Genomic DNA, 22,155 nt, shown 5'->3' with positions numbered 1-22,155 from the left:
CCGGTCAGGTGGGGCGGGGCCCTGCCGTGCGAGGCGTGCGGCCGGGGGTTACTCGGCCAGAACCGCCTCGGCGTCCAGCGTGACGCCGACCGCCTGGATCACGGAGGCGATCTTGAACGCCTCCTGGACGACCTCGCGGTCGAGGCCGGCCTTGCGGAGGACCTGCTCGTGGGAGTCCAGGCACATGCCGCAGCCGTTGATGGCCGACACGGCGAAGGACCACAGCTCGAAGTCGACCTTGTCGACGCCCGGGTTGCCGATGACGTTCATCCGCAGGCCCGCGCGCAGGTTGCCGTACTCGTGGTCCGACAGCAGGTGCCGCGTGCGGTAGAAGACGTTGTTCATCGCCATCACCGCGGCCGCGGACTTGGCCGCCGTGTACGCCTCCGGCGACAGGTTCGCCTTGGCCTCGGGCTCCAGCTCGCGCAGCACGATCGGGGAGCGGGAGGCGATCGCCGTCGCCAGCACGGTGCCCCACAGCTGCTGGGCCGGCAGGTCGGAGTTGCCGATCACCGAACCCAGGTTGAGCTTCAGGTCCTTGGCGTAGTCCGGTATGGCGGACTTCAGGGCATCCAGCGACATGTCAGATCACTCCCCGGAGAGCAGCGCGACGGGGTCGAGGGTCTCGTCGCCCTTCGACCAGTTGCAGGGGCACAGCTCGTCCGTCTGGAGCGCGTCCAGGACCCGCAGGACCTCCTTCGGGTTACGGCCGACCGAGCCCGCGGTCACCATCGAGAACTGGATCTCGTTGTTCTGGTCCACGATGAACACCGCGCGCTTGGCGAAGCCGTCCTCGCCCTCGATGCCGAGGTCGCGCATCAGCTCGTGCTTGGAGTCGGCCATCATCGGGAACGGCAGGTCACGCAGGTCGTCGTGGTCCTTGCGCCAGGCGTGGTGGACGAACTCGGAGTCACCGGAGAAGCCGAGGACCTGCGCGTCGCGGTCGGCGAACTCCTCGTTCAGCTTGCCGAAGGCGGCGATCTCGGTCGGGCACACGAAGGTGAAGTCCTTGGGCCACGCGAAGATGACCTTCCACTGACCCTCGTAGGTCTTGTGGTTGATCTGCTGGAACTCCTTGCCCTTCTCCAGCGAGACGCAGGCGGTCAGGTCGAACTCGGGGAACTTGTCACCGACGGTGAGCACACACTCTCCTTGCAGCGAAGAAACACCCGGATTGCGGGGATTTCCCATGGGTTGGACTGTGTTGATGTTGGCACAGGCTCGATTGATTACGGAAATAGCTACACTCGGTCGAGTTGATCGGAGGTAGCTATCAGTGACTGTCGGTAATAAGCGCAGGCAGCCGAGCCTCGCCCAGCTCCGCGCCTTCGCGGCGGTGGCCGAGCACCTGCATTTCCGGGACGCGGCCGCGGCGATCGGCATGAGCCAGCCCGCCCTCTCCGGTGCCGTGTCGGCCCTGGAGGAGACACTCGGAGTGACGCTCCTCGAGCGTACGACGCGCAAGGTGCTGCTCTCCCCCGAGGGCGAGCGGATCGCCGTACGGGCCAAGGCGGTTCTGGGGGAGGTGGGTGCGCTCATGGAGGAGGCCGAGGCGGTCCGGGCGCCCTTCACCGGGGTGCTGCGGCTCGGGGTGATCCCGACGGTCGCGCCCTATCTGCTGCCCACGGTCCTGCGGCTCGTCCACGAACGCTATCCGCACCTCGACCTCCAGGTGCACGAGGAGCAGACCGCCAGCCTGCTCGACGGCCTCACCAGCGGCCGGCTCGACCTGCTGCTGCTCGCCGTGCCCCTGGGAGTACCGGGCGTCACCGAACTGCCGCTGTTCGACGAGGACTTCGTGCTCGTCACCCCGCTCGACCACTGGCTCGGCGGGCGTGAGGGCATTCCGCGTGAGGCGCTGCGCGAGCTGAACCTGCTGCTGCTGGACGAGGGGCACTGCCTGCGCGACCAGGCCCTGGACATCTGCCGGGAGGCCGGCCGCGACGACGTGCCGGTCACCACGACCGCCGCGGGGCTGTCCACGCTGGTGCAGCTCGTCGCGGGCGGGCTCGGTGCCACACTGCTGCCGCGCACCGCCCTCAAGGTCGAGACCTCCCGCAGCAACCAGCTCCTCACCGGGTACTTCGCCGACCCGGCCCCCACCCGCAGGGTCGCCCTGGCGATGCGGGCGGGGGCCGCGCGCGGCGCGGAGTACGAGGAACTGGCGGCCGCCCTGCGGCAGGCGCTGCGGCCGCTGCCCGTACGGGTGCTGGGGCAGGACGCCTGACGCCCCGCACGGTCTGCTGCTACTCGGTACGCAGCCCGTCCGGCCGCATCAGCCTCAGCAGCGGCGGCAGGCTCAGCAGCGTCACCACGAGGACGACCCCCGCGCCGATGCCCGTCATGGACAGCACGCTCGGCCAGTCCACCCGGACCGACGTGTCGGTCATCCGCAGCAGGACCGCGCCCAGGGCGGTGCCCACCGTCGCGGCGAGCAGCAGGCCCAGCCCGATCGGGATCGCCGTCTGCCACAGCACCGACAGGCTGAGGGTGCGGCGCCGGGTACCGAAGGCGACCAGGGCCGACAGCAGCTTGCGGCGTTCGCGCAGCTGCTCCAGCTGCGAGACCAGCAGGCTCGCCCCGATCAGCGCGAGCACGCAGGCGGCGCCGACGGACAGGCCGGTGCGGATGGTGGCGTAGCGCTCGTTGCGCTCGATGCTGTGCCAGGTCATCGGCTGGGCCATGGGGTTCAGCCGCGCGGCCGTGTTGCGCACGTGGTCGGCCGCGTCCCGCACCGATGCGTCCAGGCTCAGGAAGAGCTGCGCGGAGGTGGCCGCCCCGAGCTTCTCGGGCAGCGCGCCGGGGGTGACCAGGATGCCGCCGCGCTCGTACCCGGTCGGGTCCTCGCGGGGCCGGGCCTGCCGGATGTCCTTCGGCACGGTCCAGGAGACCGCGCGTTCGCTGGAGCGGGTGGTGTCGCCCGGGTCGGTCCACAGGGTCGTGCCGGGCTCGGACAGGTGGTCGCTCTCGCTGTCGTACTCCGAGCCCTTGACCGCGAAGACGTCACCGTCGCGGCAGGAAGGAAGTGTGGCCACTTCGCGCAGCGCGGCGCAGTCGGCCACGGTGATCTGAAGGTAGGCGTCCGCCTCGCCGCGCCGGTCGCCGAGGTAGACGTCGGACAGTGCGGTGACCTTGCGTACGCCCTCGGTGTCACGGTACTTCCCGACGGTGGCCGCGGTGTCGGCACCGCCGGGCACGTCCACGCTCATCTGGGCCCGGGAGACGTCGTACTGCGACGCCGTGGTGTAGGTGCCCTCCACCCCGGCGAACAGCATCTGCAGCGCGATCGCCCCGGCCACCGCCACCGCGATGCCGTTGACCATCCGGGCCGCCGCACCACTGCTCAACTGGAGCCTGCGCACGGCCAGCTGCCAGGCGACCCCGCCCGACCCGAGCCGGGCCACGACCGTCTCCACCACCCAGGGCAGCAGCGCCGTCACGCCGACCAGCAGAAGCATCACACCGCCGACGACGAGGTACTGGTTGAAGTTCCCGCCGTCGTCGCCCTGCCCGATCATCGGGTAGAGCAGCGCGAGCCCGCCCAGCGGCAGCAGCAGCCGCCACCACAGCCTGCGCCGCGCGGGCTTGGCCGTGCGCACCACGCCGAGGGGCTCGATGACCACTCCGCGCAGGGCGAGGATCGTCACCAGGACCGCGGCGGCCGGTACCGCCAGTGCGACCAGGACGGCCAGCAGGGGAGAGGGGTTCAGATAGCTCGGGAACACACTGACGTGGAACACCTCGGCGGATGCCGCCAGTTGCCGCCCGAGCAGGAAGAACCCGGTGCCGAGGACGAGCCCCAGCACCGAACCGGCGAGTGCCTCGCCGGCGGCGATCCGCCGGGTCATCCGGCCGTCCGAGCCGACCAGTCGCAGTGCCGCCAGCCTGCGGTCGCGCCGCTCGCCGCCGAACCGTACGGCCGCGGCGATGAACACGGCGACCGGCATCAGCAGCACCACGAAGACGACCAGGACCAGCAGGAGCAGCACCGGGTCCCAGGGGTCGGACGATGCCAGGTCGTCGTTGCCGAAGCTGTCGATCCGGGCCCCGCTGGTGTGCTCGAGCTGCTCGGCGAGCCCCTTGCCGCCCGCGAAGTAGGCGAGTTCCTGGGAGCCGACGAGTCCCTGCTCGCCGATGGTGTCCGCGATGCGGTAGTCCAGCCGCTCCCGCAGCAGCCTGCCGTCGTCGGAGGCGAGCAGCTCCTTCAGCGCGGGGGAGACGACCATCTCGCCCGCCGCCGGGAACTCCCGGACCCCCGGGGGCAGCGGAGCCCGCGGGCCCTCCGCCTCCAGCAGCCTGCCGCGCACGTCCGAGTCCCGGAACGTGGTGTCCGCGTCCAGGACGATCAGGGTGTCGTCGGCCTTCGGTATCTTCTGCTGGCTGAAGGTGTGGTCGCTGCGCGCCTCCTCGCGCCGGTCCCGCTCCGCGAGCGCGCTCGGGATGGCGGTGGTGAGCAGCAGCAGCGCCACTCCGAGCCCGACACCGACGGCCGTGAGCAGCGCCCGGATCCACCCCTCGCGTCCACCGGCGAAGGCGAACCGGGTTCCCATCGCCAGGTCCCGGCTCCACTGCCTGACGCTCATACGACGCGCTCCATGTCACGGGACTTGCCGTCCCGTACGACGATCTCGCGGTCGGAGTACGCGGCCACCCGCGCCTCGTGCGTGACGAGCACGACGGCCGTGCTGGCGGACCGGGCGGCGTCCGTGAGCAGTTCCATCACGCGCTCGCCGTTGAACGAGTCGAGCGCGCCGGTCGGCTCGTCGGCGAAGACCACCCGCGGGTTCGTCACCAGCGAGCGGGCGACGGCGACGCGCTGCCCCTGACCGCCGGAGACCTCGCCGGGCCGCTTCTTGCGGAGGTCGTCGACCTCCAGCCGTTCCATCCACGCCAGCGCGGTCCGCTCGGCCTCCTTGCGGGAGGTGCCGTTCAGCCGCAGCGGCAGCGCGACGTTCTCCACGCAGGTGAGTTCCGGCACGAGCTGCCCGAACTGGAACACGAACCCGAACTCCGAGCGTCGCAGCGCACTGCGCTCGGCGTCGCTCATCGCGGTCACCTCGCGCCCGTCGTACGTGATCGAGCCCGAGTCGGGCATGACGATCCCGGCGAGACAGTGCAGCAGCGTCGACTTGCCCGACCCGGACGGGCCCATCACGGCGACGACCTCGCCCGGGTGGATGGAGAACCCGGCGCCGTCGAGCGCGGTCGTCGGCCCGTACGCCTTGCGCAGGTCCCGGGCGGAGAGGAGCGAACCAGCGGGAATCGTCACCGGGTCACCGCCTCACGGAGCTTGTCCAGACGCGCCGCGGTCAGCTCCAGCCAGCGCAGGTCCGCCTCCAGGTGGAACAGCGCGTGGTCGCAGATGAGCTGGTCGGCCAGGTCGCCCTTGCGCTTGCGGTCGGTGAGGATCCGCATGCTGCGCAGGTGCTCCGAGCGCTGGGTGTCGAGGATGTCACCGGCGTCGCGGTGGGTGAGCAGTGCCAGGACGACCTTGGTGTAGAGGGTCGACTGGAGGTACGGCTCCGGTTTCTCGGGCGTGACGAGCCAGCGCGCGACGTCGGTGATGCCGGCCTCGGTGATCGCGTAGCGCTTGCGCTCGGGACCACCGCCCGCCTCGATGCCGTCGACCTCGACGAGCCCGTTCTTCAGCAGACGGGACATCGTCGAGTAGACCTGGCCGTAGTGGAGCGGCCGGTCGTGACCGAACTTCTCGTCGAAGGCCCGCTTCAGGTCGTAACCGTGGCGCGGGCCGGACTCCAGGAGTCCCAGGAGAGTGTGACCGATGGACATACACCGGACTGTACACGGGGTGTATACGCGGCATGTATACGCCGAGTGTGCAGGGCGTGGCGCGCGGTACGGCCGGGCAGGTCGGGGGCTGTTGTCACGGTTCCGCAACAGCCGATCGGCCGGTCAGCCGGTCTGCAGACCAGCCGTTCAGGCCGGCGGGGGCCCGGGGGCTCCGCCACCGGGCGGCCGGCCGCGTCGCGGCAGCGGGCCGGTCTCCCGCGGCAGCCTCCCCGCCTCCGCCAGCGCCTTGCGCAGCAGGAACTCGATCTGCGCGTTGGCCGACCGCAGCTCGTCCCCGGCCCACCGCGCGAGCGCCTCGTACACCGCCGGGTCCAGCCGCAGCAGCACCTGCTTGCGCTGCTGCTGCGGCCGGCGCTGCGGTCCCGGACCTTCGGACGGGGCGGTCACTGGTAGAGGGACCCGGTGTTGAGGACCGGCTGCGCGGAGCGGTCACCGCACAGCACGACCATGAGGTTGGAGACCATCGCCGCCTTCCGTTCGGAGTCCAGCTCCACGATGTCCCGCTCGGTGATCCGCGCGATCGCGGCCTCGACCATGCCCACGGCGCCGTCCACGATCTGCCGCCGCGCCGCGACCACCGCTCCGGCCTGCTGCCGCTGGAGCATCGCCGAGGCGATCTCGGGGGCGTAGGCGAGGTGCGTGAAGCGGGACTCGATGATCTGCACGCCGGCCGCCTCCACGCGCGCGTGCAGTTCGACGGCCAGCTTCTCGGTGATCTCCTCGGCGTTGCCGCGCAGCGAGAGGCCGTCCTCCTCGTGGGCGTCGTAGGGGTACTCGATGGCGATGTGCCGCACGGCCGCCTCGGTCTGGGTGGAGACGAACTCGATGTAGTCGTCCACCTCGAAGACGGCCTGGGCGGTGTCCTCGACGCGCCAGACGACGACCGCGGCGAGCTCGATCGGGTTGCCGTAGGCGTCGTTGACCTTCAGGACGGCGGTCTCGTGGTTGCGGACGCGCGTCGAGATCTTGGTGCGCGAGGTGAGGGGGTTCACCCAGCGCAGGCCGTCCCGCCGTATGGTGCCCCGGTACCGGCCGAAGAGCTGGACGACGCGGGCCTCGCCCGGCGCGACCATGTTCAGCCCGCACATGGCCAGGAAGGCCGCGAGCGCGATCAGGAGGCCGCCTGTGATCAGCGCGGCCTTGGCACCGGCCGCGTCCACCGCGGTGGCGGCCGCGATCAGCCCGGCGCCGGCCAGCAGTCCGAGCAGACCGAGCAGCAGGGCGAGTCCGCCGCCGATGCTCTGCGCGGTGAACTCCCGCACGCGTGGCGCCGGCATCTCGGGTACGTCGGCCGTGACCTGCGTGACCTGTGTGTCGTGTGCGGACATGGGTGGTCCCCCGTTCTTCTGTGAAGCCACTCCTGCATAGCTTCTGTCTAGCTAAGTGATATCACTTTACCGCAGTCTCGCAACCCTGCGCGTGTCTCGTACGTCGGTTCCGTTGGGATGGGTGCTGATTGTCACGTCCGCAAAGACCCGGATCGGCAGCCCTATCTCTTATCTCCCGGTGTTAACTTTCTGAGCTGACCTGAGCGGCGAACCTGTGTGGCATGTGAGCACACATGAACGAAGCGGAGCGGATCGGACCCATGGGACGAGCGGAAGAGAGACGCGCCCGACAGCGCGGTGGGCGCCGGGCGGCACCCAAGCGCCGCCGTTCATCGGAAGCGGCCGGGAAGAGCGGCATACGCAGGCTCTTCACCTGGAAGAAGATTCTCGGCACCTTCCTCGGCCTGTGCCTGCTGGGCATGGGCGCCTTCATCGTGCTGTACATGATGATCGACATCCCGAAGGGGAATGCCGACGCCAAGTTGCAGAGCAACGTCTACAAGTACAGCGACGGCTCGCTGCTGGCCCGCGCGGGTGAGCGCAATCGCGAGATCGTGGGCCTGGCCGAGGTGCCCAAGCCCGTCCAGAAGACCTTCGTCGCCGCCGAGAACAAGACCTTCTACAAGGACGCCGGCGTCGACCTGAAGGGCACGGCCCGCGGTCTGCTCAACACCGTCACCGGCAAGGGCGCGCAGGGCGGTTCCACGATCACGCAGCAGTACGTCAAGAACTACTACCTGACGCAGGAACAGACGGTCTCGCGCAAGCTGAAGGAACTGGTCATCTCACTGAAGCTGGACCGGGAGAAGTCCAAGGACTACATCCTCGCCGGCTACATCAACACCAGTTACTACGGCCGTGGCGCCTACGGCGTCCAGGCCGCCGCGCAGGCCTACTACCGCGTGGACGCCAAGGACCTGACAGTGGAGCAGGGGGCCTACCTCGCCGCGCTCCTCCAGGCACCGAACCAGTACGACTGGGCGATAGCCTCCGACACTGGCAGGAACCTGGTAAGAGCCCGATGGAACTACGTCCTGGACAACATGGTCCAGCAAGGCTGGCTCGGCAAGTCCGAGCGGGAGGCCATGAAGTTTCCGACCCCCGAGAAGCCGAAGGCCGACCCGAGTTTGGGGGGCCAGACCGGCTACCTGGTGAAGGCTGCCAACGCCGTCCTGGAGAAGCAGCTGGTCGCCGAGGGCACCGCCGAGGATGCGAAGCAGGCGGAAGCGCTGGTGGACCGGGGCGGCTGGACCGTCACGCTCAACATCGACAAGAAGAAGCAGGCGGCGCTGGAGAAGTCCGTCAAGCAGCAGTTGACCAGCAAGCTCGACCCCGAGAAGCGCAAGGTCGACGGGGACGTCCAGGCCGGTGCCGTGTCCGTGAACCCGAAGACGGGCGCCGTGGTCGCGATGTACGGCGGCGTGGACTACTTCAAGCACTTCATGAACAACGCCACCCGCGCCGACTACCAGCCGGCCTCCACCTTCAAGCCGGTCATCCTGGCCGCGGCCCTGGAGGAGCAGGCGCAGACGCAGGACGGCAAGCCGATCACCGCGAGCACGGTCTACGACGGCACGAGTGAGCGCCCGGTCGTGGAGAACGGCACCAAGGTCGGTTTCGCCCCCGAGAACGAGGACGACCAGAACTACGGCCCGATCTCCGTCCAGACGGCGATGAACAAGTCCGTCAACTCCGTCTTCGCGCAGATGGGCGTCGACGTCGGCATGGCCAACGTGGTGGACGTCGCCGGCAAGCTCGGCATGGACACCAAGAACATGGAGGCCGTGCCCGCCCAGACCCTGGGCAGCATGGGCGCGAGCCCTCTGCAGATGGCCGGTGTCTACGCCACGCTCGACAACCACGGCAAGAAGGTCACCCCGGCCCTCGTGAAGTCGGCCGAGCACCTGAACCGGACGGTCACCATGCCCGACCCGGTCGGCGACCAGGTCATCAGCCGCGAGGCCGCCGACTCGGTCACCTCGGTGCTGACCGGCGTGGTCGACGACGGCACCGCCCAGGCCTCCGTACGGAACAACCCCCAGCGCGACGGCCAGCAGGTCGCGGGCAAGACGGGTACGTCCGACAACAACAAGTCGGCCTGGTTCACGGGCTACACACCGAACCTGGTCACCTCGGTCGGCCTGTTCGGCGAGGACGCCAAGACCCGCGCCCAGGTCCCGATGTACAAGGCGGCCGGCAAGCCGCGGCTCAACGGCGGCGATTTCCCGGCGCGGATCTGGGCGGCCTACACCTTCGGTGTGATGGGCGACGTCACCAAGTTCGACCTGGACACCCAGCAGGGCGCGGCCGTCCAGCCGACCCGGACGCCGACGCCCACGCAGGAGCCGACCGAGGAGCCCACGCAGGAGCCGACGACCGAGGAGCCGTCGTCCTCCCCGCCGCCGACGACCGAGGAGCCGTCGACGTCCCCGCCGCCGACTCCGACGACGACACCGCCCACCACCACCACCCCGCCCGCGTCTCCACAGACGACACCGCCGGGCGACGGCGGTGACCCGTTCGAGCCGGTCAATCCGGGCGACGACCAGTAGGAGCGCGAAAGGGCGCCCGGTGAACACCGGGCGCCCTTCGGCTTGTCCGCACGGCTCCGTCAGCCGCGGTTGAGCTCGAACCAGACCACCTTGCCCGTGCTGAGCCGGGTCGCGCCCCAGCGCCGGGCCATCCGGTTCACCAGGTACAGCCCCCGGCCGCCCTCGTCGGTGGCGCGTGCCTGGCGCAGCCGCGGCAGCTGCGGCACGTCGTCGCCGACCTCGCAGCGCAGCACGTCCGTGCGCAGCAGGCGCAGCGTCACCGGCCGCGAGGCGTACCGCACGGCGTTCGTCACGACCTCGCTGACCAGCAGCTCCACGGAGTCGCTGAGCTCCTCCAGGCCCCAGCGCTGGAGCGCGCGCCGGGCCAGCCGGCGGGCCCGGCCGGGGGCCGCGTCCTCCGGCTCCAGGAACCAGTACGCCACGTCGCTGGGCGCGATCCCGTCGAAGCGGGCGGCGAGCAGCGCGATGTCGTCGTCCCGGTCGCCCGGGCCGAGCATGTCGAGCACCTCGTCGCACAGCGCTTCCAGGGGCGGCGGGTGGTCCGGCCCGGTGAGCTGCGCGACCGCGGCGAGCTTCTCCCGCAGCTGCTCGATGCCGGTCCACACGTCGCGCAGGCGCGACTCGACCAGGCCGTCGGTGTAGAGCAGCAGGGTCGCACCGGCGGGCGCGTCCAGCTCCACGGCCTCGAAGTCCACGCCACCGACCCCGATGGGGGCACCGGCCGGGACGCGCAGCACCTCGGCGCGGCCGCCCAGGTGGAGCAGAACGGGCGGCGGGTGACCGGCGTTGGCGATGGTGATGCGGTGCGATACCGGGTCGTACACGGCGTAGAGGCAGGTCGCCATGCGGTCCACGCCGAGGCGCTGGGCCTGTTCGTCGAGGTGGTGCAGGACCTCCTGCGGCGGCAGGTCGAGGCCGGCGAGGGTCTGGGCCGTGGTGCGCAGCTGGCCCATGATGGCGGCCGACGTCATGGAGTGGCCCATGACGTCACCGACGACCAGGGCGACCCGGCTGCCGGGCAGCGGGATCGCGTCGTACCAGTCGCCGCCCACCCGGGCCGTCTCCGCGGCCGGCAGGTAGCGGGAGGCCAGCCGCACGCCCGTCGGGCGGGGCAGCGTCTCGGGCAGCATGGTGCGCTGCAGCTCGTCCGCGATGTAGGCCTCGCGGCCGTACAGCACCGCCTTGTCGATGCCGAGGGCGCTGTGCGTGGCCAGCTGGGCGGCCACCAGCAGGTCGTCCGGCTCGAACGCCATGCGCTCGGGCCGGCGCAGGAACAGCGCCGCACCGATGACCCGGCGCCGGCCGCGCAGCGGGGCGAGGATCGCACGCTGACCGTCCGGCACGGCGAACTCGCCGCCCTCACCGAGCAGTTCCGGCAGGGCGGCCCGGGCCGCCGGAGCGTCCGTGAACACCGGACGCACACCCCGCAGGACCTCGGCGAGCGCGCTGCCGGGCCGGACCTCGCACAGCTCGGCGCCGACCGTGTCCAGCTCGTTCGGCTCGGGCTGCGCGGCCGGCAGGAAGCCGTTCTCCGTGTCGCGCTCCGCCGGTATCCGGTCGGTGCGGCGCAGCCGCAGTACCAGCGGGCCGGTGGGCCGCTCGTCGCCGACGGGCAGCGGGTCGCGCAGATAGACCAGGATCGCGTCGGAGAAGGTGGGCACGGTGGCCCGGCACAGCCCCATCACGATCTCGTCGAGGTCGATGCCGCGGGCGATCCGCCGGGTGGCGGCCCCCACGAACCGGAGCCGGTCGCCGTCCCGCCGCATGGGCGTGGGCCGACCCGGCGGCAGGCTCTGGCCGCTGCGGCGCTCCTGCCCGTCGGCGTTCACCCCCGGCCGGTCCTGCTCGTCGGCAGGCTGGACCGGAATGCCCTCGGGGGCGGGGCGCGGCCGAGGGGTGTCGCGCTCGGCGGTCTGCTCGGCACCCGGTTGGGAGTGCTCGGAGGCGGGGTCGCTCACGTTGTCCTTGCCCTTGCCGAACGGCGTGGAGGTGCCCGGCTCCGACGTGCCCGGCGTGCTGTGTGCCGTCGTGACCGGAACGGTGACGTCGCCGCCGGGGCGGCCCTGTACCGGTAAGGTGCCGGCGCCGGGCGCACGCGCCGGTGCCGGGGTATGCGCGAACGCCCCGCGGGGATCCGCGGGGTCCACGCCCGTCTGGGGGCGTTCGAACGAGGTCGGCTGCTCCGTCACGCGTGTCGAATCCATCCGTCCGGGGCTGCGCGCCGCGCGCGCAGTTGGTCCCGCCGAAACTCCGATACCCGGAATACGTGCCCCAGGAACGGAATTCCCGCGTGGTCAGAGGTTGTTCCTGTGCCACCGGCGGACCGTCTGCGGCCCGCAGGGGCCGTCTGACGGCCCCTGGGGCCCGTGGCGCAGGCCCTTCCGGTGTTGCCCTCGTACCCCTCGCTCACGTCCTGCCGCCCCTCGGTGACGATCGGTCAAGCTCAGCGCGTGCTCCCGTAGTTGCCGCCGCGCGCCCTTGCGGAGGACGATCCTACGTTTCTTGCCCGGGGGCGCATCAAGGGTCTCATGAGGACACATGCGCGGGCGTACGATCCCAGTCCTCCGGCAGTGACGGTACCGCCCAGGACGGATCCGGGCGCCAGTGCTGCCAGCCTTCCGAGAACGGCGGCCCCCAGGCGCGGATCACCTCCACCGCGTCCCGCCCCGCCGCCCGTACCTTTTCCGCCTGCTGGTCGTCCATCAGCCCGTCCCGCCGGGCCTGGGCGAACTCGTCCTCGTCCCGCCAGTGCCAACTCCGGTCGGGATGGACGGAGATGTCCAGGTAGTGGTCGACGGAGTCGACGCCACCCGTCCAACGGACCAGCGGCTGCTCCAGGTTCACGTACCAGTTCTTGAACCGCCAGCCCGGCTCCCAGAACAGCCACACCGACCAGGGCTCGCCGGGCCGGGCCAGCTTCAGCACACCCGTGCCGAACCACCGGTCGCGCTGCACGGTCCGCGGCTTGGTGTAGCGCGACTCCAGCGGCTCCAGGTGCACGGGTGTGCCGTCGGCGAGCACGGGCTTCACACACTCGGTGCCGGGCGCCAGCCACACGGCGAGCAGGTCGGCGTCGTCCCGGACGACGGTGACGGGACGGGCGATGTGCACGTGCGTGCCGCCGTTCTCCCGGTACCGCCACAGGATCCGGCTCCCCGGAGCCCAGAAGCCTGCCGCACCACCCGTTTCCACGCGTCTCATCGCTCCACCGTCTGCCATGAACAGATATTAGGTGCCGCAGGCATACGACGCTGCGGCGCGTGTCACGGTTCACGCGCCGGGCACACGTAGGCGCCCCTTCGTCACGGGTGTGTCATCCGCAGGACATCGAGCGCCTCGTCGAGCTGCTCCGCGGTCAGGTCCCCGCGCTCCACGTACCCGCCGTCCAGCACGACCTGACGGATCGTCTTCCGCTCGGCCAGCGCCTTCTTGGCGACCTTCGCGGCCTCCTCGTATCCGATGTACTTGTTGAGCGGGGTGACGACGGAGGGGGAGGACTCGGCGTACTCCCGCGCCCGCTCCCGGTTCGCGGTGACGCCGTCGACGGTCCGGTCGGCGAGCAGCCGCGTCACGTTGGCGAGCAGCCGGACCGACTCCAGCACGTTCTTCGCGATGACGGGCAGCATCACGTTGAGCTCGAAGTTCCCGGCGGCGCCCGCGGTGGCGACGGTGGCGTCGTTGCCCACGACCTGGGCGGCGACCATCAGCACGGCCTCCGGGATGACGGGGTTCACCTTGCCCGGCATGATCGAGGAGCCGGGCTGGAGGTCGGGCAGGGCGATCTCGGCGAGGCCGGTGCGCGGCCCGGAGGACATCCAGCGCAGATCGTTGGCGATCTTCGTCAGCCCGACCGCGATGGTCCGCAGCTGCCCGCTGGTCTCGACGATGCCGTCCCGGGCGCCCTGCGCCTCGAAGTGGTTCCGGGCCTCGGTGAGCGGCAGCCCGGTGGTGCGGGCGACCTCCTCGATGACGGCGGCGGAGAAGCCGGGCGGGGTGTTGATGCCGGTGCCGACGGCCGTACCGCCGAGCGGCAGTTCGGCGAGCCGGGGGAGGGAGGCCTCCAGCCGCTCGATGCCGTACCGCACCTGGGCCGCGTACCCGCCGAACTCCTGGCCCAGCGTGACGGGCGTGGCGTCCATGAGGTGCGTCCGCCCGGACTTCACGACGTCGGTGAACTCCTCCGCCTTGCGCTCCAGGGAGGCGACGAGGTGTTCCAGGGCCGGGACGAGGTCGCGCGTCACGGCGGCGGTGGCGGCGATGTGGATCGAGGAGGGGAAGACGTCGTTGGACGACTGGGAGGCGTTGACGTGGTCGTTGGGGTGCACGGCGCTGCCCAGCCGCTCGCTCGCGAGCGTGGCGATGACCTCGTTGGTGTTCATGTTGGACGAGGTCCCGGACCCGGTCTGGAACACGTCGACCGGGAAGTGCGCGTCCCACTTCCCCTCGGCGACCTCCCCGGCCGCCTCCTGGATCGCCCCGGCGATGTCCTTGTCCAGGACCCCCAGCTCGGCGTTGACCTTGGCCGCAGCCCCCTTGATCCGGGCCAGCGCCTCGATGTGCGCACGCTCGATGCGCTGCCCGGAGACCGGGAAGTTCTCCACGGCCCGCTGGGTCTGCGCCCGCCACTTGGCGTGGGCGGGCACCCGCACCTCGCCCATGGAGTCGCGCTCGGTGCGGTACTCGGTCCTGCCCTGCTCGTCGGTCATCGACGATCACCTCCACGTGTCACAGCATCCGCGCCGCGACCACTGTTCCCCGTGAGGGCGAGTCGTCACCGCCGATATCGGGCGAGTCCGGGGTGGCGTACCGGAATGGACTCGGGTCTTCGCCTTCGACGATCGTCCGTGGGGCGTCAACCGCGGCCGCAGAGGCACCGCCAACACCTTGCCGCACTGAAATCGATCCGCGCCGCCCGACCCGACGGCACCCCGATCCGCATCATCCTGGACAGCCTCTCGCCCCCACCGGCGCCGACATCCGGCGCTGGGCGTGGAAGGACAAGGTCGAGCTGTGCTTCACACCGACCTACGCCTCCTGGGCCAACCCGGTCGAGGCCCACTTCGGCCCACGGCGGCAGTTCACCCTGGCCAACCCCCCACCACCGCGGCCACCCCGCGCAGCCCCGGGCGGCCGGCGGGTCTTGTGGTGGTGCCAGCGCCCTCCTACGGGTGGTAGAGCTCTCGGGCGCGGGCCAGATCGATAGGCCCGTCCTGGTGCAGATGCAGGAAGAAGCCCAGCTGCCACGCCTGCGCACTGCTGGCCTGGCGGTTGGTGGTGGTCACCCAGGGCGGGTAGACGCGGAAGGCTCGTTTCCCACCGGAACCGTTCGCTGACACGACACCGTGCCGGCGGAGCGCGTCCATGGGAAGGACGAACTGGCCGAAGTGGGAATGGTCGCGGGTGCTGATGACAAAGAGGTCGACGGGGTCCGTGGCGTCGAAGGGCTGGATGGGCCCGGCCGGGGACCTCTTCCAGACGGTCACGAATTGGCCGACCTTGGTAGGGGTCGTCTTGGCTGCGCGGAACCGGATGGAGAGGCCGTCAAGGGTGAACTCGTGGGCGGCATAAGCGGCACCCTCGGCTTCGGGTGCCGGCTGCGAGCAGGTGAACCCGCAGGGGTCATAGACGAGTGCCTTCGCCGCGATGAGATCTCCGTGGGCCGGGGCGGTGTTCCACCACGGTCTGGGATGGAGATCGGATGAGCACTCGCGGTTCCTCGTCATTCGTGCACCCTGTCACGGTTGCCGGGACGCAGTCGGCTCAAGTCGGTGCGGCCGCTGATCGAGTCGGTCAACGACACCCCAAGGGCCAGCTCGACCTGGAACAGCACGGCGGGCGAACCTTCGGAGGTGTCGCCGTGCGCGGCGCCCAACGCGTCCTCGCGATGGCCGCCGCGATCTGGCACTCCGCAGGACCCACCGGCCGGTCACACGATCACTGATCGCCTGCGACCACTGATCATTCGGAACAACCCGCCCAGGTCAGGCCAGGCCCGGACCCCGGACCGGGATCGACGTGAAGGTCGGCTGCGGCGCCGGGTCCTGGAAGAATTCGTTCGACTTGTTCACCTTGTGTGGCCCTCCGTACGATCGCCGCCGTGATCAAGCACCCGAGGGTCCTGGGCGCTGTCCGCCTGTCCATCCTCCTGTCCATCCTCAAGGACGACACCAACAGCCCCGAGAGGCAGCGGCAGGCCGTAGAGCACTGGACTGCTGGCCCCGCCGTGGACGGTCGCACAGCGGGCTGGGCGGAAGACCTGGATGTGTCCGGTGCGATGCACCCCTTCAAGCGACCTGGCCTCGGTCCTTGGTTCAACGAGCGGGCCGACGAGTGGGATGTGTTGGGCGTCTGGAAGCTCGACCGCCTCAGCAGGAAGGCGGGCCACTTCGCCGAGGTCTTCGAGTGGTGCCAGAAGCACGGGAAGTCCATCGTGTCCGTGCTCGTCGACCCAGACCGTGGGGCGGTTCGCCCCGTCCGTGTTCGGGTCCTTGGCGATGAACCGTAGCGACACAGCAGCCTCCCGGGCTACGCGGATTGCACGGACTTCTCCGCACGGACCCTCCCGACGCATGCGTGATCGCCTCAAGGGTGGCGGTATTGGCCAGAAGAAGCGACAAGAGCCCCCGGCGCCTGCCAGGGGCTCTCTACAGGGTGCCGCAGGGTCAGCCGAGGCCAGGACCCCGCACCGGGATGCTGGTGAACGTCGGCTGCTCCGGTTCCCGTGAAGTGAAGAAGTCGTTGCCCTTGTCGTCGACGACGATGAACGCCGGGAAGTCCTCGACCTCGATCTTCCAGACGGCCTCCATGCCGAGCTCCTCGTACTCGACGACCTCGACCTTCTTGATGCAGTCCTGGGCGAGGCGCGCGGCCGGGCCGCCGATGGAGCCGAGGTAGAAGCCGCCGTGCGTGGCGCAGGCGTCGGTGACCTGCTTGCTGCGGTTGCCCTTGGCCAGCATCACCCTCGAGCCGCCCGCCGCCTGGAACTGCTCCACGTAGGAGTCCATCCGGCCGGCCGTGGTCGGGCCGAAGGAGCCGGACGCGTAGCCCTCGGGCGTCTTGGCCGGACCGGCGTAGTACACCGGGTGGTCCTTGAGGTACTGCGGCATCTCCTCGCCCGCGTCCAGCCGCTCCTTGATCTTGGCGTGCGCGATGTCGCGGGCCACGACCAGGGGGCCGGTCAGGGACAGACGGGTCTTCACCGGGTACTTGGTGAGCTCGGCGAGGATCGTCTCCATCGGCTGGTTGAGGTCGATCTCGACGACGTCGGAGGCCTCGTCGAGGTGCTCGTCCGTCGTCTCCGGCAGGAAGCGCGCCGGGTCCGTCTCCAGCTGCTCCAGGAAGACGCCCTCCGCGGTGATCTTCGCGACGGCCTGGCGGTCGGCGGAGCAGGACACCGCGAGGGCGACCGGGCAGGACGCGCCGTGCCGCGGCAGACGCACCACGCGCACGTCGTGGCAGAAGTACTTGCCGCCGAACTGCGCGCCGATGCCGATCTTCTGCGTCAGCTCGAAGACCTTCTGCTCCAGCTCCTTGTCCCGGAAGCCGTGCCCGAGCTCGGAGCCCTCCGCCGGGATCTCGTCCAGGTAGTGCGCGGAGGCGTACTTCGCGGTCTTCAGCGCGTATTCGGCGCTCGTGCCGCCGACCACGATCGCCAGGTGGTAGGGCGGGCAGGCCGCGGTGCCCAGCGAACGGATCTTCTCCTCCAGGAACTTCATCATGGAGGCCTCGTTCAGGACGGCCTTCGTCTCCTGGTACAGGAACGACTTGTTGGCCGAGCCGCCGCCCTTCGCCATGAAGAGGAACTTGTAGGCGCCGCCGTCGGCGGCGTACAGCTCGATCTGCGCGGGGAGGTTGGAGCCGGTGTTCTTCTCCTCCCACATGGTGAGCGGAGCCATCTGCGAGTAGCGCAGGTTCAGGTTCTGGTACGCGTCGTGGATGCCGCGGCTCAGGGCCTCCTCGTCACGGCCCCGGGTGAGCACGTTCTGTCCGCGCTTGCCCATCACGATCGCCGTGCCCGTGTCCTGGCACATCGGCAGCACGCCGGCCGCCGCGATGTTCGCGTTCTTCAGCAGGTCCAGCGCCACGAACTTGTCGTTGCCCGACGCCTCGGGGTCGTCGATGATGCGGCGCAGCTGTGCGAGGTGGGCCGGGCGCAGGTAGTGCTGGATGTCGTGGACGGCCTCCTCGGCGAGCTTGCGCAGCGCCTCCGGCTCCACCCGGAGGAAGGTCCGCCCGTCCGGCCCCTCGACCGTGGAGACACCCTCGGAGGTCACCAGGCGGTACGGGGTGGTGTCCTCGCCCTGGGGGAGCAGATCGGTGTACGCGAACTCAGGCATCTCAGCCCATTCCTCACTCGGCAGACGGGCTCGCCTCCTTCGGCGAGCGCCCACCAGCGTAGAACCTGCCGCTGACGGCGAGCTTGTGAGGTAAGGCTCAGTTCGTCACAGTCGAAAGGGACGTGGGGGTGTCGCGATCTATCGTGAGTGGGTACGCTGCTGCCGTGGACCTTCAGAAGCAGACCACGCCCGCCGTCGCCGAGCTCCGTGCCTCCGACGCCGAGCGCGACCGCATCGCCGACATCCTGCACGACGCCCTGGCCGAGGGCCGTCTCACGGCGGACGAGCACGCCGAGCGGGTCGAGGGGGTGCTGCACGCCAAGACCGTAGGCGAGCTGGAGGTCTTCATACGGGACCTGCCGGCGGCCCACCGTCAGGGCCCCGCCCCGGCCCCGTACCGCCCCACGGCCGGCGCCATCCCGATCGATCCCGACGACAACGTGGTCGCGGTCTTCAGCGGCGCCGTCCGCAAGGGCCGCTGGCGCGCGGGCCGCCGTATCCACGCCTACGCGATCTTCGGCAGCGTCGAGATCGACCTCAGCGAGGCCCTCTTCGACCACCAGCAGGTCGTCGTCAAGTCGTTCGCGATCTTCGGCAGCGTCGACATCCGCGTCCCGGAGAACGTGTCGCTGCGCGGCATGGGCGGCGGCGTCCTCGGCAGCTTCGAGGTGGCCACCCTCGACTCGGGCGACCCGGAGGCCCCCATCGTCTACGTCGACGGCTGGGCCGTTCTGGGCAGTGTCGAGGCGCGGCCGAAGCGGGGCAAGGTCGTGGCGGACATCCTGGACCGGGTGCACCGCAAGGTCGACAGGAGTTTGCGCAGGCATCTGGGGCATTGACAGTCGCGAATCAACCGAAACCGGCGGTTCGGAACTCAGTGCATAGGCGCGCGTACAGCGGGTAGGCCTTGCTGCATCGTCTCTCGCTCGCGAAGCCGTCGTCAGGAGTAGACCGTGCTGCAACCGCCGCATTCGTCCCTGCAGGTCGCTGCCGTTCCGGCCCCGCGGGTGCCAGCGCGAGACAGGGACCAAGACGCCCCGTGGCACACCGAGGCGGTGTGCCGGCGCGACGAGGCCGGCCTGTTCTTCGCCCCCTCCAAGGAGCCGACCGCCGCGCGGCTGTCCCGGGAGGAGGCGGCGAAGCGGGTCTGCGCCCGCTGCCCGGTGATGGTCGAGTGCCGCGAGCACGCCCTGCTCCAGCCCGAGCCCTACGGCGTCTGGGGCGGGCTCACCGCCGCGGAGCGCCGTGTGGTCCTGGCCCGGCGCCGCCGCCGCGACATGGAGCTGAAGAAGGCGGCCCGCCCGGCGAACCGGATAGCGGCAGCGGGCTGACGGCCGAGCAGGACGAAAAGGGCGTCCCCACCGCACCGGGGACGCCCTCTCGTTGTGCCGGCCTTCTTCTCCCCGGGGCTACTTCCCCTTGTCGAAGTCGATCGCGCTGTAGGCCCGCAGCTTGCTCAAGCGGTGCTCGGAGTCGATCCGGCGGACCGTGCCCGACCGCGACCGCATCACGATCGAGTCGGTCGTGGCGGTCTCCGCCCGGTAGCGAACCCCCCGCAGCAGCTCCCCGTCGGTGATCCCGGTGGCCACGAAGAACACGTTCTCCCCGGTGACGAGGTCCTCGGTCGTCAGCACCCGGTCGAGATCATGCCCCGCGTCGATCGCCCGCTGCCGCTCCTCGTCGTCCTTGGGCCACAGCTTGCCCTGGATCGTGCCGCCCAGGCACTTCACCGCGCAGGCCGAGATGATGCCCTCCGGCGTACCGCCGATGCCGAGCAGCAGGTCGACGCCCGTGCCCTCGCGCAGCGCCAGGATCGAGCCGGCCACATCGCCGTCGGAGATCAGCCTGATGCGCGCCCCCGTGTCCCGGATCTCCTTGATGATGCCCTCGTGCCGCGGCCGGTCCAGGATCACCACCGTCACGTCCTCCGGCGCGGACCGCTTCGCCTTGGCGACCCGGCGGATGTTCACCGACACCGGCGCGTTGATGTCGACGAAGTCGGCCGCCTCCGGTCCCGTGACGAGCTTGTCCATGTAGAAGACGGCGGACGGGTCGAACATGGACCCGCGCTCTGCGGCGGCCAGCACCGCGATCGCGTTCGTCATGCCCTTCGCGGTCAGCGTGGTGCCGTCGATCGGGTCGACGGCGATGTCGCACTCGGGCCCGGTGCCGTCGCCCACGCGCTCCCCGTTGAACAGCATCGGGGCTTCGTCCTTCTCGCCCTCGCCGATGACGACGACGCCGTTCATCGAGACGGTGGAGACGAGAGTGCGCATGGCACGCACCGCGGCGCCGTCGGCGCCGTTCTTGTCACCCCGCCCGACCCAGCGGCCCGCGGCCATCGCCGCTGCCTCGGTGACCCGGACGAGTTCCAGGGCGAGGTTGCGGTCGGGGGCCTCGGAGGGCACATCGAGTTCGGACGGCAAGTGATGATGCTCGGTCATCGGAGCGCACCTTTCTGTACGACGACGGCCGGATGAGGGTGTTGTCGCCTGACTCTATCTCCGAGCCGCCAAAATGAGCAGGGGCCCCCACGGATGAGCGCAGCAGGGACCTGCGACGATAGGGGGCGTGGCAGGCGAGAACGGCAAGCAGAAGACGGCGCGGGACATGATCCTCTCCATGGGTGTCATCGGCCTCGTGGCGGGCTTCGTGTACCTCTTCATCCCGCACGACGACAGCCCGCCCGACATCAAGGCCGTCGAGTACCGGGTCGAGCTGCTCACGGCACGCCGCGCCGCCTCCTACCCCTTGGCCGCGCCCCAGGGTCTGCCCGACGCCTGGAAGGCCACCTCCGTCCGCTTCCAGGGTGACGAGTTCGACGCCTGGCACCTCGGCTTCCACGACCCCGAGGGGGAGTACGTGGCGGTGGAGCAGTCCACTCAGCGGCGCCCGGTCTTCCTCGACGAGGTGACGCTGGGCGCCCGGGAGACCGGGAAGACCGAGAAGATCGGCGGCGGTACCTGGACGCGCTACGAGGGCGGCCGGTACGACGCGCTGGTCCTCGAGGGCACCAAGGGCTCGACGACCGTCGTGACGGGAACCGCGTCGTTCGCACAGCTGGCGAAGATGGCCGGGGCGCTGCAGACGAAGTGAACGCGCACGAGGAAGGCCCCCGGTATCACGCCGGGGGCCTTCCTCATGTGCGTCCGAGGGGACGGTTCAGACGGTGGTGACGACCTGGTCGAACTCCAGGCGCGGGGAGCGCGGGTGCCAGGCGTCCGGGCCCGGACGGCCGATGTTGACGACCATCAGCGGGGTGTGGTCGTCGTCCAGGAACTCCTTGCGGACGCCCTCGAAATCGAAGCCGGTCATCGGGCCGGCGGCGAGACCGGCGGCGCGGACGCCGACGATGAAGTACGCGGCCTGCAGGGCGGCGTTCATCGCGGCGGAGCTCTCACGCGCGGGGCGCTCGGCGAAGAAGGCGTCCTTGGCCTGCGGGAAGGCCGGGAACAGGTGCGGCAGCTCCTCGTGGAACTCGTTGTCCGAGGAGAGGACCGCGACCAGCGGGGCGCTGGCGGTCTTGGCGCGGTTGCCTTCGCCCATGTGCGCGACCAGGCGCTCGCGGGCCTCCGGGGAGCGGACCAGGGTGATGCGCAGCGGGGTCTGGTTGAAGGCGGTCGGACCGTACTTGACCAGGTCGTAGATCGCCTGCACCTGCTCGTCGGTCACCGGCTCGTCGGTGAAGGCGTTGGCGGTACGGGCTTCACGGAACAGGAGGTCCTGGGCGGCGGGGTCAAGAACGAGGGACATGGATGCACTTTCTCGCGTCTGGTCGGGAAGATCGGCTGACGGTTCGACCGTACGCGAGCGAAGTTCAACGTTCAACCAATGTGAGGGTGTCGTGTGTCACCGCGAACCGAACGGCCCCGCCTACTCCACTACTCCGCGTCCCCGCTCTCCGCGGCCTCCTCCGCCAGCGCCGCGTCCAGCCGCGCCCGGGCCCCGTCCAGCCAGCGCCGGCACACCCTGGCCAGCTCCTCGCCCCGCTCCCAGAGCGCGAGGGACTCCTCCAGCGTCGTACCGCCCGCCTCCAGGCGCCGGACGACCTCGATCAGCTCGTCCCGCGCCTGCTCGTACCCGAGCGCCTCGCTCGTGCCCGGCGTCTCATCAACCTCGCTGGTCATC

At 70.4% G+C, this 22,155-nt stretch carries 22 protein-coding genes and 1 pseudogene; 7 read left to right on the top strand and 16 right to left on the bottom strand.

What is annotated here, in order from left to right; genetic code table 11:
• Positions 1-48: 48 nt before the first annotated feature.
• Together ACFU3E_RS28930 and ACFU3E_RS28925 are read right to left on the bottom strand one after the other, a co-directional pair.
• Positions 49-582 carry an alkyl hydroperoxide reductase gene (locus ACFU3E_RS28930; RefSeq protein WP_384164456.1) on the bottom strand — a complete coding sequence of 178 codons (534 nt, stop codon included), beginning with the start codon at positions 580-582 and terminating at the stop codon, positions 49-51.
• Between the two features lie 6 nt (positions 583-588).
• The gene (locus ACFU3E_RS28925) at positions 589-1,143 is read right to left on the bottom strand and encodes a peroxiredoxin (RefSeq protein ID WP_031132607.1); all 555 of its coding nucleotides are present in this window, start codon (positions 1,141-1,143) and stop codon (positions 589-591) included.
• 133 nt (positions 1,144-1,276) lie between these two features.
• On the opposite strand from ACFU3E_RS28925, the gene ACFU3E_RS28920 reads away from it, so the two are divergent.
• Positions 1,277-2,227 (top strand): LysR substrate-binding domain-containing protein, encoded by a 951-nt coding sequence (locus ACFU3E_RS28920; RefSeq protein ID WP_384164453.1) that lies wholly within the window; start codon positions 1,277-1,279, stop codon positions 2,225-2,227.
• Between the two features lie 19 nt (positions 2,228-2,246).
• On the opposite strand, the gene ACFU3E_RS28915 is transcribed toward ACFU3E_RS28920, so the two are convergent.
• The 5 genes from ACFU3E_RS28915 to ACFU3E_RS28895 all read right to left on the bottom strand — a co-directional run bounded on the left by ACFU3E_RS28915 (position 2,247) and on the right by ACFU3E_RS28895 (position 7,139).
• A complete protein-coding gene (locus ACFU3E_RS28915) occupies positions 2,247-4,583 on the bottom strand; it encodes an ABC transporter permease (RefSeq protein ID WP_384164450.1) in 2,337 nt (778 codons plus the stop codon).
• Positions 4,580-5,269: an ABC transporter ATP-binding protein gene (locus ACFU3E_RS28910; protein WP_384164447.1), complete on the bottom strand. Its 690-nt coding sequence runs from the start codon at positions 5,267-5,269 to the stop codon at positions 4,580-4,582. The genes ACFU3E_RS28915 and ACFU3E_RS28910 overlap by 4 nt, the downstream gene beginning before the upstream one ends.
• Positions 5,266-5,790, bottom strand: a complete 525-nt coding sequence (locus ACFU3E_RS28905; RefSeq protein WP_384164444.1) for a PadR family transcriptional regulator — start codon at positions 5,788-5,790, stop codon at positions 5,266-5,268. The genes ACFU3E_RS28910 and ACFU3E_RS28905 overlap by 4 nt, the downstream gene beginning before the upstream one ends.
• Before the next feature lie 147 nt (positions 5,791-5,937).
• Positions 5,938-6,198 (bottom strand): hypothetical protein, encoded by a 261-nt coding sequence (locus ACFU3E_RS28900; protein WP_384164441.1) that lies wholly within the window; start codon positions 6,196-6,198, stop codon positions 5,938-5,940.
• The gene (locus tag ACFU3E_RS28895; RefSeq protein ID WP_384164438.1) at positions 6,195-7,139 is read right to left on the bottom strand and encodes an SPFH domain-containing protein; all 945 of its coding nucleotides are present in this window, start codon (positions 7,137-7,139) and stop codon (positions 6,195-6,197) included. Before ACFU3E_RS28895 ends, ACFU3E_RS28900 begins: the two co-directional genes overlap by 4 nt.
• 260 nt (positions 7,140-7,399) lie before the next feature.
• Here ACFU3E_RS28895 and ACFU3E_RS28890 point away from each other — a divergent pair, with 260 nt between their 5' ends.
• Positions 7,400-9,691 carry a transglycosylase domain-containing protein gene (locus tag ACFU3E_RS28890; RefSeq protein WP_384164435.1) on the top strand — a complete coding sequence of 764 codons (2,292 nt, stop codon included), beginning with the start codon at positions 7,400-7,402 and terminating at the stop codon, positions 9,689-9,691.
• Positions 9,692-9,750: 59 nt separating this feature from the next.
• Here the strand turns inward: ACFU3E_RS28890 and ACFU3E_RS28885 are convergent, their stop codons facing one another.
• From ACFU3E_RS28885 to ACFU3E_RS28875, 3 genes are all read right to left on the bottom strand, one after another.
• Positions 9,751-11,895, bottom strand: a complete 2,145-nt coding sequence (locus tag ACFU3E_RS28885) for a SpoIIE family protein phosphatase (RefSeq protein WP_384164432.1) — start codon at positions 11,893-11,895, stop codon at positions 9,751-9,753.
• 322 nt (positions 11,896-12,217) lie between these two features.
• Positions 12,218-12,910, bottom strand: a complete 693-nt coding sequence (locus tag ACFU3E_RS28880) for a DUF402 domain-containing protein (RefSeq protein WP_384164428.1) — start codon at positions 12,908-12,910, stop codon at positions 12,218-12,220.
• An 83-nt stretch (positions 12,911-12,993) separates the two neighbouring features.
• Positions 12,994-14,397, bottom strand: coding sequence for a class II fumarate hydratase (locus tag ACFU3E_RS28875; protein WP_384164425.1), 1,404 nt, complete (start codon positions 14,395-14,397; stop codon positions 12,994-12,996).
• Positions 14,398-14,524: 127 nt separating this feature from the next.
• Between ACFU3E_RS28875 and ACFU3E_RS28870 the strand changes: the two are divergent.
• Positions 14,525-14,820 (top strand): annotated as a pseudogene (locus ACFU3E_RS28870) (transposase); the annotation flags it as partial.
• Positions 14,821-14,853: 33 nt separating this feature from the next.
• On the opposite strand, the gene ACFU3E_RS28865 reads toward ACFU3E_RS28870, so the two are convergent.
• Positions 14,854-15,414 (bottom strand): MepB family protein, encoded by a 561-nt coding sequence (locus tag ACFU3E_RS28865; protein ID WP_384164422.1) that lies wholly within the window; start codon positions 15,412-15,414, stop codon positions 14,854-14,856.
• On the bottom strand, positions 15,411-15,596 hold the full coding sequence (locus ACFU3E_RS28860) for a hypothetical protein (protein WP_384164419.1): 186 nt from the start codon (positions 15,594-15,596) through the stop codon (positions 15,411-15,413). The genes ACFU3E_RS28865 and ACFU3E_RS28860 overlap by 4 nt, the downstream gene beginning before the upstream one ends.
• A 192-nt stretch (positions 15,597-15,788) precedes the next feature.
• Between ACFU3E_RS28860 and ACFU3E_RS28855 the strand changes: the two genes are divergently transcribed.
• Complete coding sequence (locus ACFU3E_RS28855) at positions 15,789-16,196, top strand: recombinase family protein (protein WP_384164416.1); 408 nt, start codon at positions 15,789-15,791, stop codon at positions 16,194-16,196.
• A gap of 157 nt (positions 16,197-16,353) precedes the next feature.
• On the opposite strand, the gene ACFU3E_RS28850 is transcribed toward ACFU3E_RS28855, so the two are convergent.
• Positions 16,354-18,027: a fumarate hydratase gene (locus ACFU3E_RS28850; RefSeq protein ID WP_384164413.1), complete on the bottom strand. Its 1,674-nt coding sequence runs from the start codon at positions 18,025-18,027 to the stop codon at positions 16,354-16,356.
• 164 nt (positions 18,028-18,191) lie between these two features.
• On the opposite strand from ACFU3E_RS28850, the gene ACFU3E_RS28845 reads away from it, so the two are divergent.
• The gene (locus tag ACFU3E_RS28845; protein WP_384164410.1) at positions 18,192-18,866 is read left to right on the top strand and encodes a DUF1707 domain-containing protein; all 675 of its coding nucleotides are present in this window, start codon (positions 18,192-18,194) and stop codon (positions 18,864-18,866) included.
• A gap of 114 nt (positions 18,867-18,980) precedes the next feature.
• Positions 18,981-19,358: a WhiB family transcriptional regulator gene (locus ACFU3E_RS28840; protein ID WP_384164407.1), complete on the top strand. Its 378-nt coding sequence runs from the start codon at positions 18,981-18,983 to the stop codon at positions 19,356-19,358.
• Between the two features lie 78 nt (positions 19,359-19,436).
• Here the strand turns inward: ACFU3E_RS28840 and glpX are convergent, their stop codons facing one another.
• Positions 19,437-20,471, bottom strand: coding sequence for a class II fructose-bisphosphatase (glpX, locus tag ACFU3E_RS28835; protein ID WP_150482819.1), 1,035 nt, complete (start codon positions 20,469-20,471; stop codon positions 19,437-19,439).
• A 127-nt stretch (positions 20,472-20,598) separates the two neighbouring features.
• On the opposite strand from glpX, the gene ACFU3E_RS28830 reads away from it, so the two are divergent.
• Complete coding sequence (locus ACFU3E_RS28830; RefSeq protein ID WP_384164404.1) at positions 20,599-21,123, top strand: DUF4245 domain-containing protein; 525 nt, start codon at positions 20,599-20,601, stop codon at positions 21,121-21,123.
• 66 nt (positions 21,124-21,189) lie between these two features.
• Here the strand turns inward: ACFU3E_RS28830 and ACFU3E_RS28825 are convergent, their stop codons facing one another.
• Together ACFU3E_RS28825 and ACFU3E_RS28820 are read right to left on the bottom strand one after the other, a co-directional pair.
• On the bottom strand, positions 21,190-21,780 hold the full coding sequence (locus ACFU3E_RS28825; protein WP_384164401.1) for a malonic semialdehyde reductase: 591 nt from the start codon (positions 21,778-21,780) through the stop codon (positions 21,190-21,192).
• 128 nt (positions 21,781-21,908) lie between these two features.
• Positions 21,909-22,154: an exodeoxyribonuclease VII small subunit gene (locus ACFU3E_RS28820; protein WP_384164397.1), complete on the bottom strand. Its 246-nt coding sequence runs from the start codon at positions 22,152-22,154 to the stop codon at positions 21,909-21,911.
• Between the last annotated feature and the right edge of the window lies 1 nt (position 22,155).

The sequence above is a fragment of the Streptomyces sp. NPDC057424 genome, from assembly GCF_042803315.1.
Classification (GTDB): Bacteria; Actinomycetota; Actinomycetes; order Streptomycetales; family Streptomycetaceae; genus Streptomyces.
Note: the sequence above shows the minus strand (reverse complement) of the source record. Positions and strands in the feature narration are given on the sequence as shown.

Coding starts and splice junctions, on each gene's coding strand:
- ACFU3E_RS28930 (WP_384164456.1), bottom strand. CDS start 582: ATGTCGCTGGATGCCCTGAAGTCCGCCATACCGGACTACGCCAAGGAC.
- ACFU3E_RS28915 (WP_384164450.1), bottom strand. CDS start 4,583: ATGAGCGTCAGGCAGTGGAGCCGGGACCTGGCGATGGGAACCCGGTTC.
- ACFU3E_RS28905 (WP_384164444.1), bottom strand. CDS start 5,790: ATGTCCATCGGTCACACTCTCCTGGGACTCCTGGAGTCCGGCCCGCGC.
- ACFU3E_RS28895 (WP_384164438.1), bottom strand. CDS start 7,139: ATGTCCGCACACGACACACAGGTCACGCAGGTCACGGCCGACGTACCC.
- ACFU3E_RS28890 (WP_384164435.1), top strand. CDS start 7,400: ATGGGACGAGCGGAAGAGAGACGCGCCCGACAGCGCGGTGGGCGCCGG.
- ACFU3E_RS28885 (WP_384164432.1), bottom strand. CDS start 11,895: ATGGATTCGACACGCGTGACGGAGCAGCCGACCTCGTTCGAACGCCCC.
- ACFU3E_RS28880 (WP_384164428.1), bottom strand. CDS start 12,910: ATGGCAGACGGTGGAGCGATGAGACGCGTGGAAACGGGTGGTGCGGCA.
- ACFU3E_RS28875 (WP_384164425.1), bottom strand. CDS start 14,397: ATGACCGACGAGCAGGGCAGGACCGAGTACCGCACCGAGCGCGACTCC.
- ACFU3E_RS28865 (WP_384164422.1), bottom strand. CDS start 15,414: ATGACGAGGAACCGCGAGTGCTCATCCGATCTCCATCCCAGACCGTGG.
- ACFU3E_RS28850 (WP_384164413.1), bottom strand. CDS start 18,027: ATGCCTGAGTTCGCGTACACCGATCTGCTCCCCCAGGGCGAGGACACC.
- glpX (WP_150482819.1), bottom strand. CDS start 20,471: ATGACCGAGCATCATCACTTGCCGTCCGAACTCGATGTGCCCTCCGAG.
- ACFU3E_RS28825 (WP_384164401.1), bottom strand. CDS start 21,780: ATGTCCCTCGTTCTTGACCCCGCCGCCCAGGACCTCCTGTTCCGTGAA.
- ACFU3E_RS28820 (WP_384164397.1), bottom strand. CDS start 22,154: ATGACCAGCGAGGTTGATGAGACGCCGGGCACGAGCGAGGCGCTCGGG.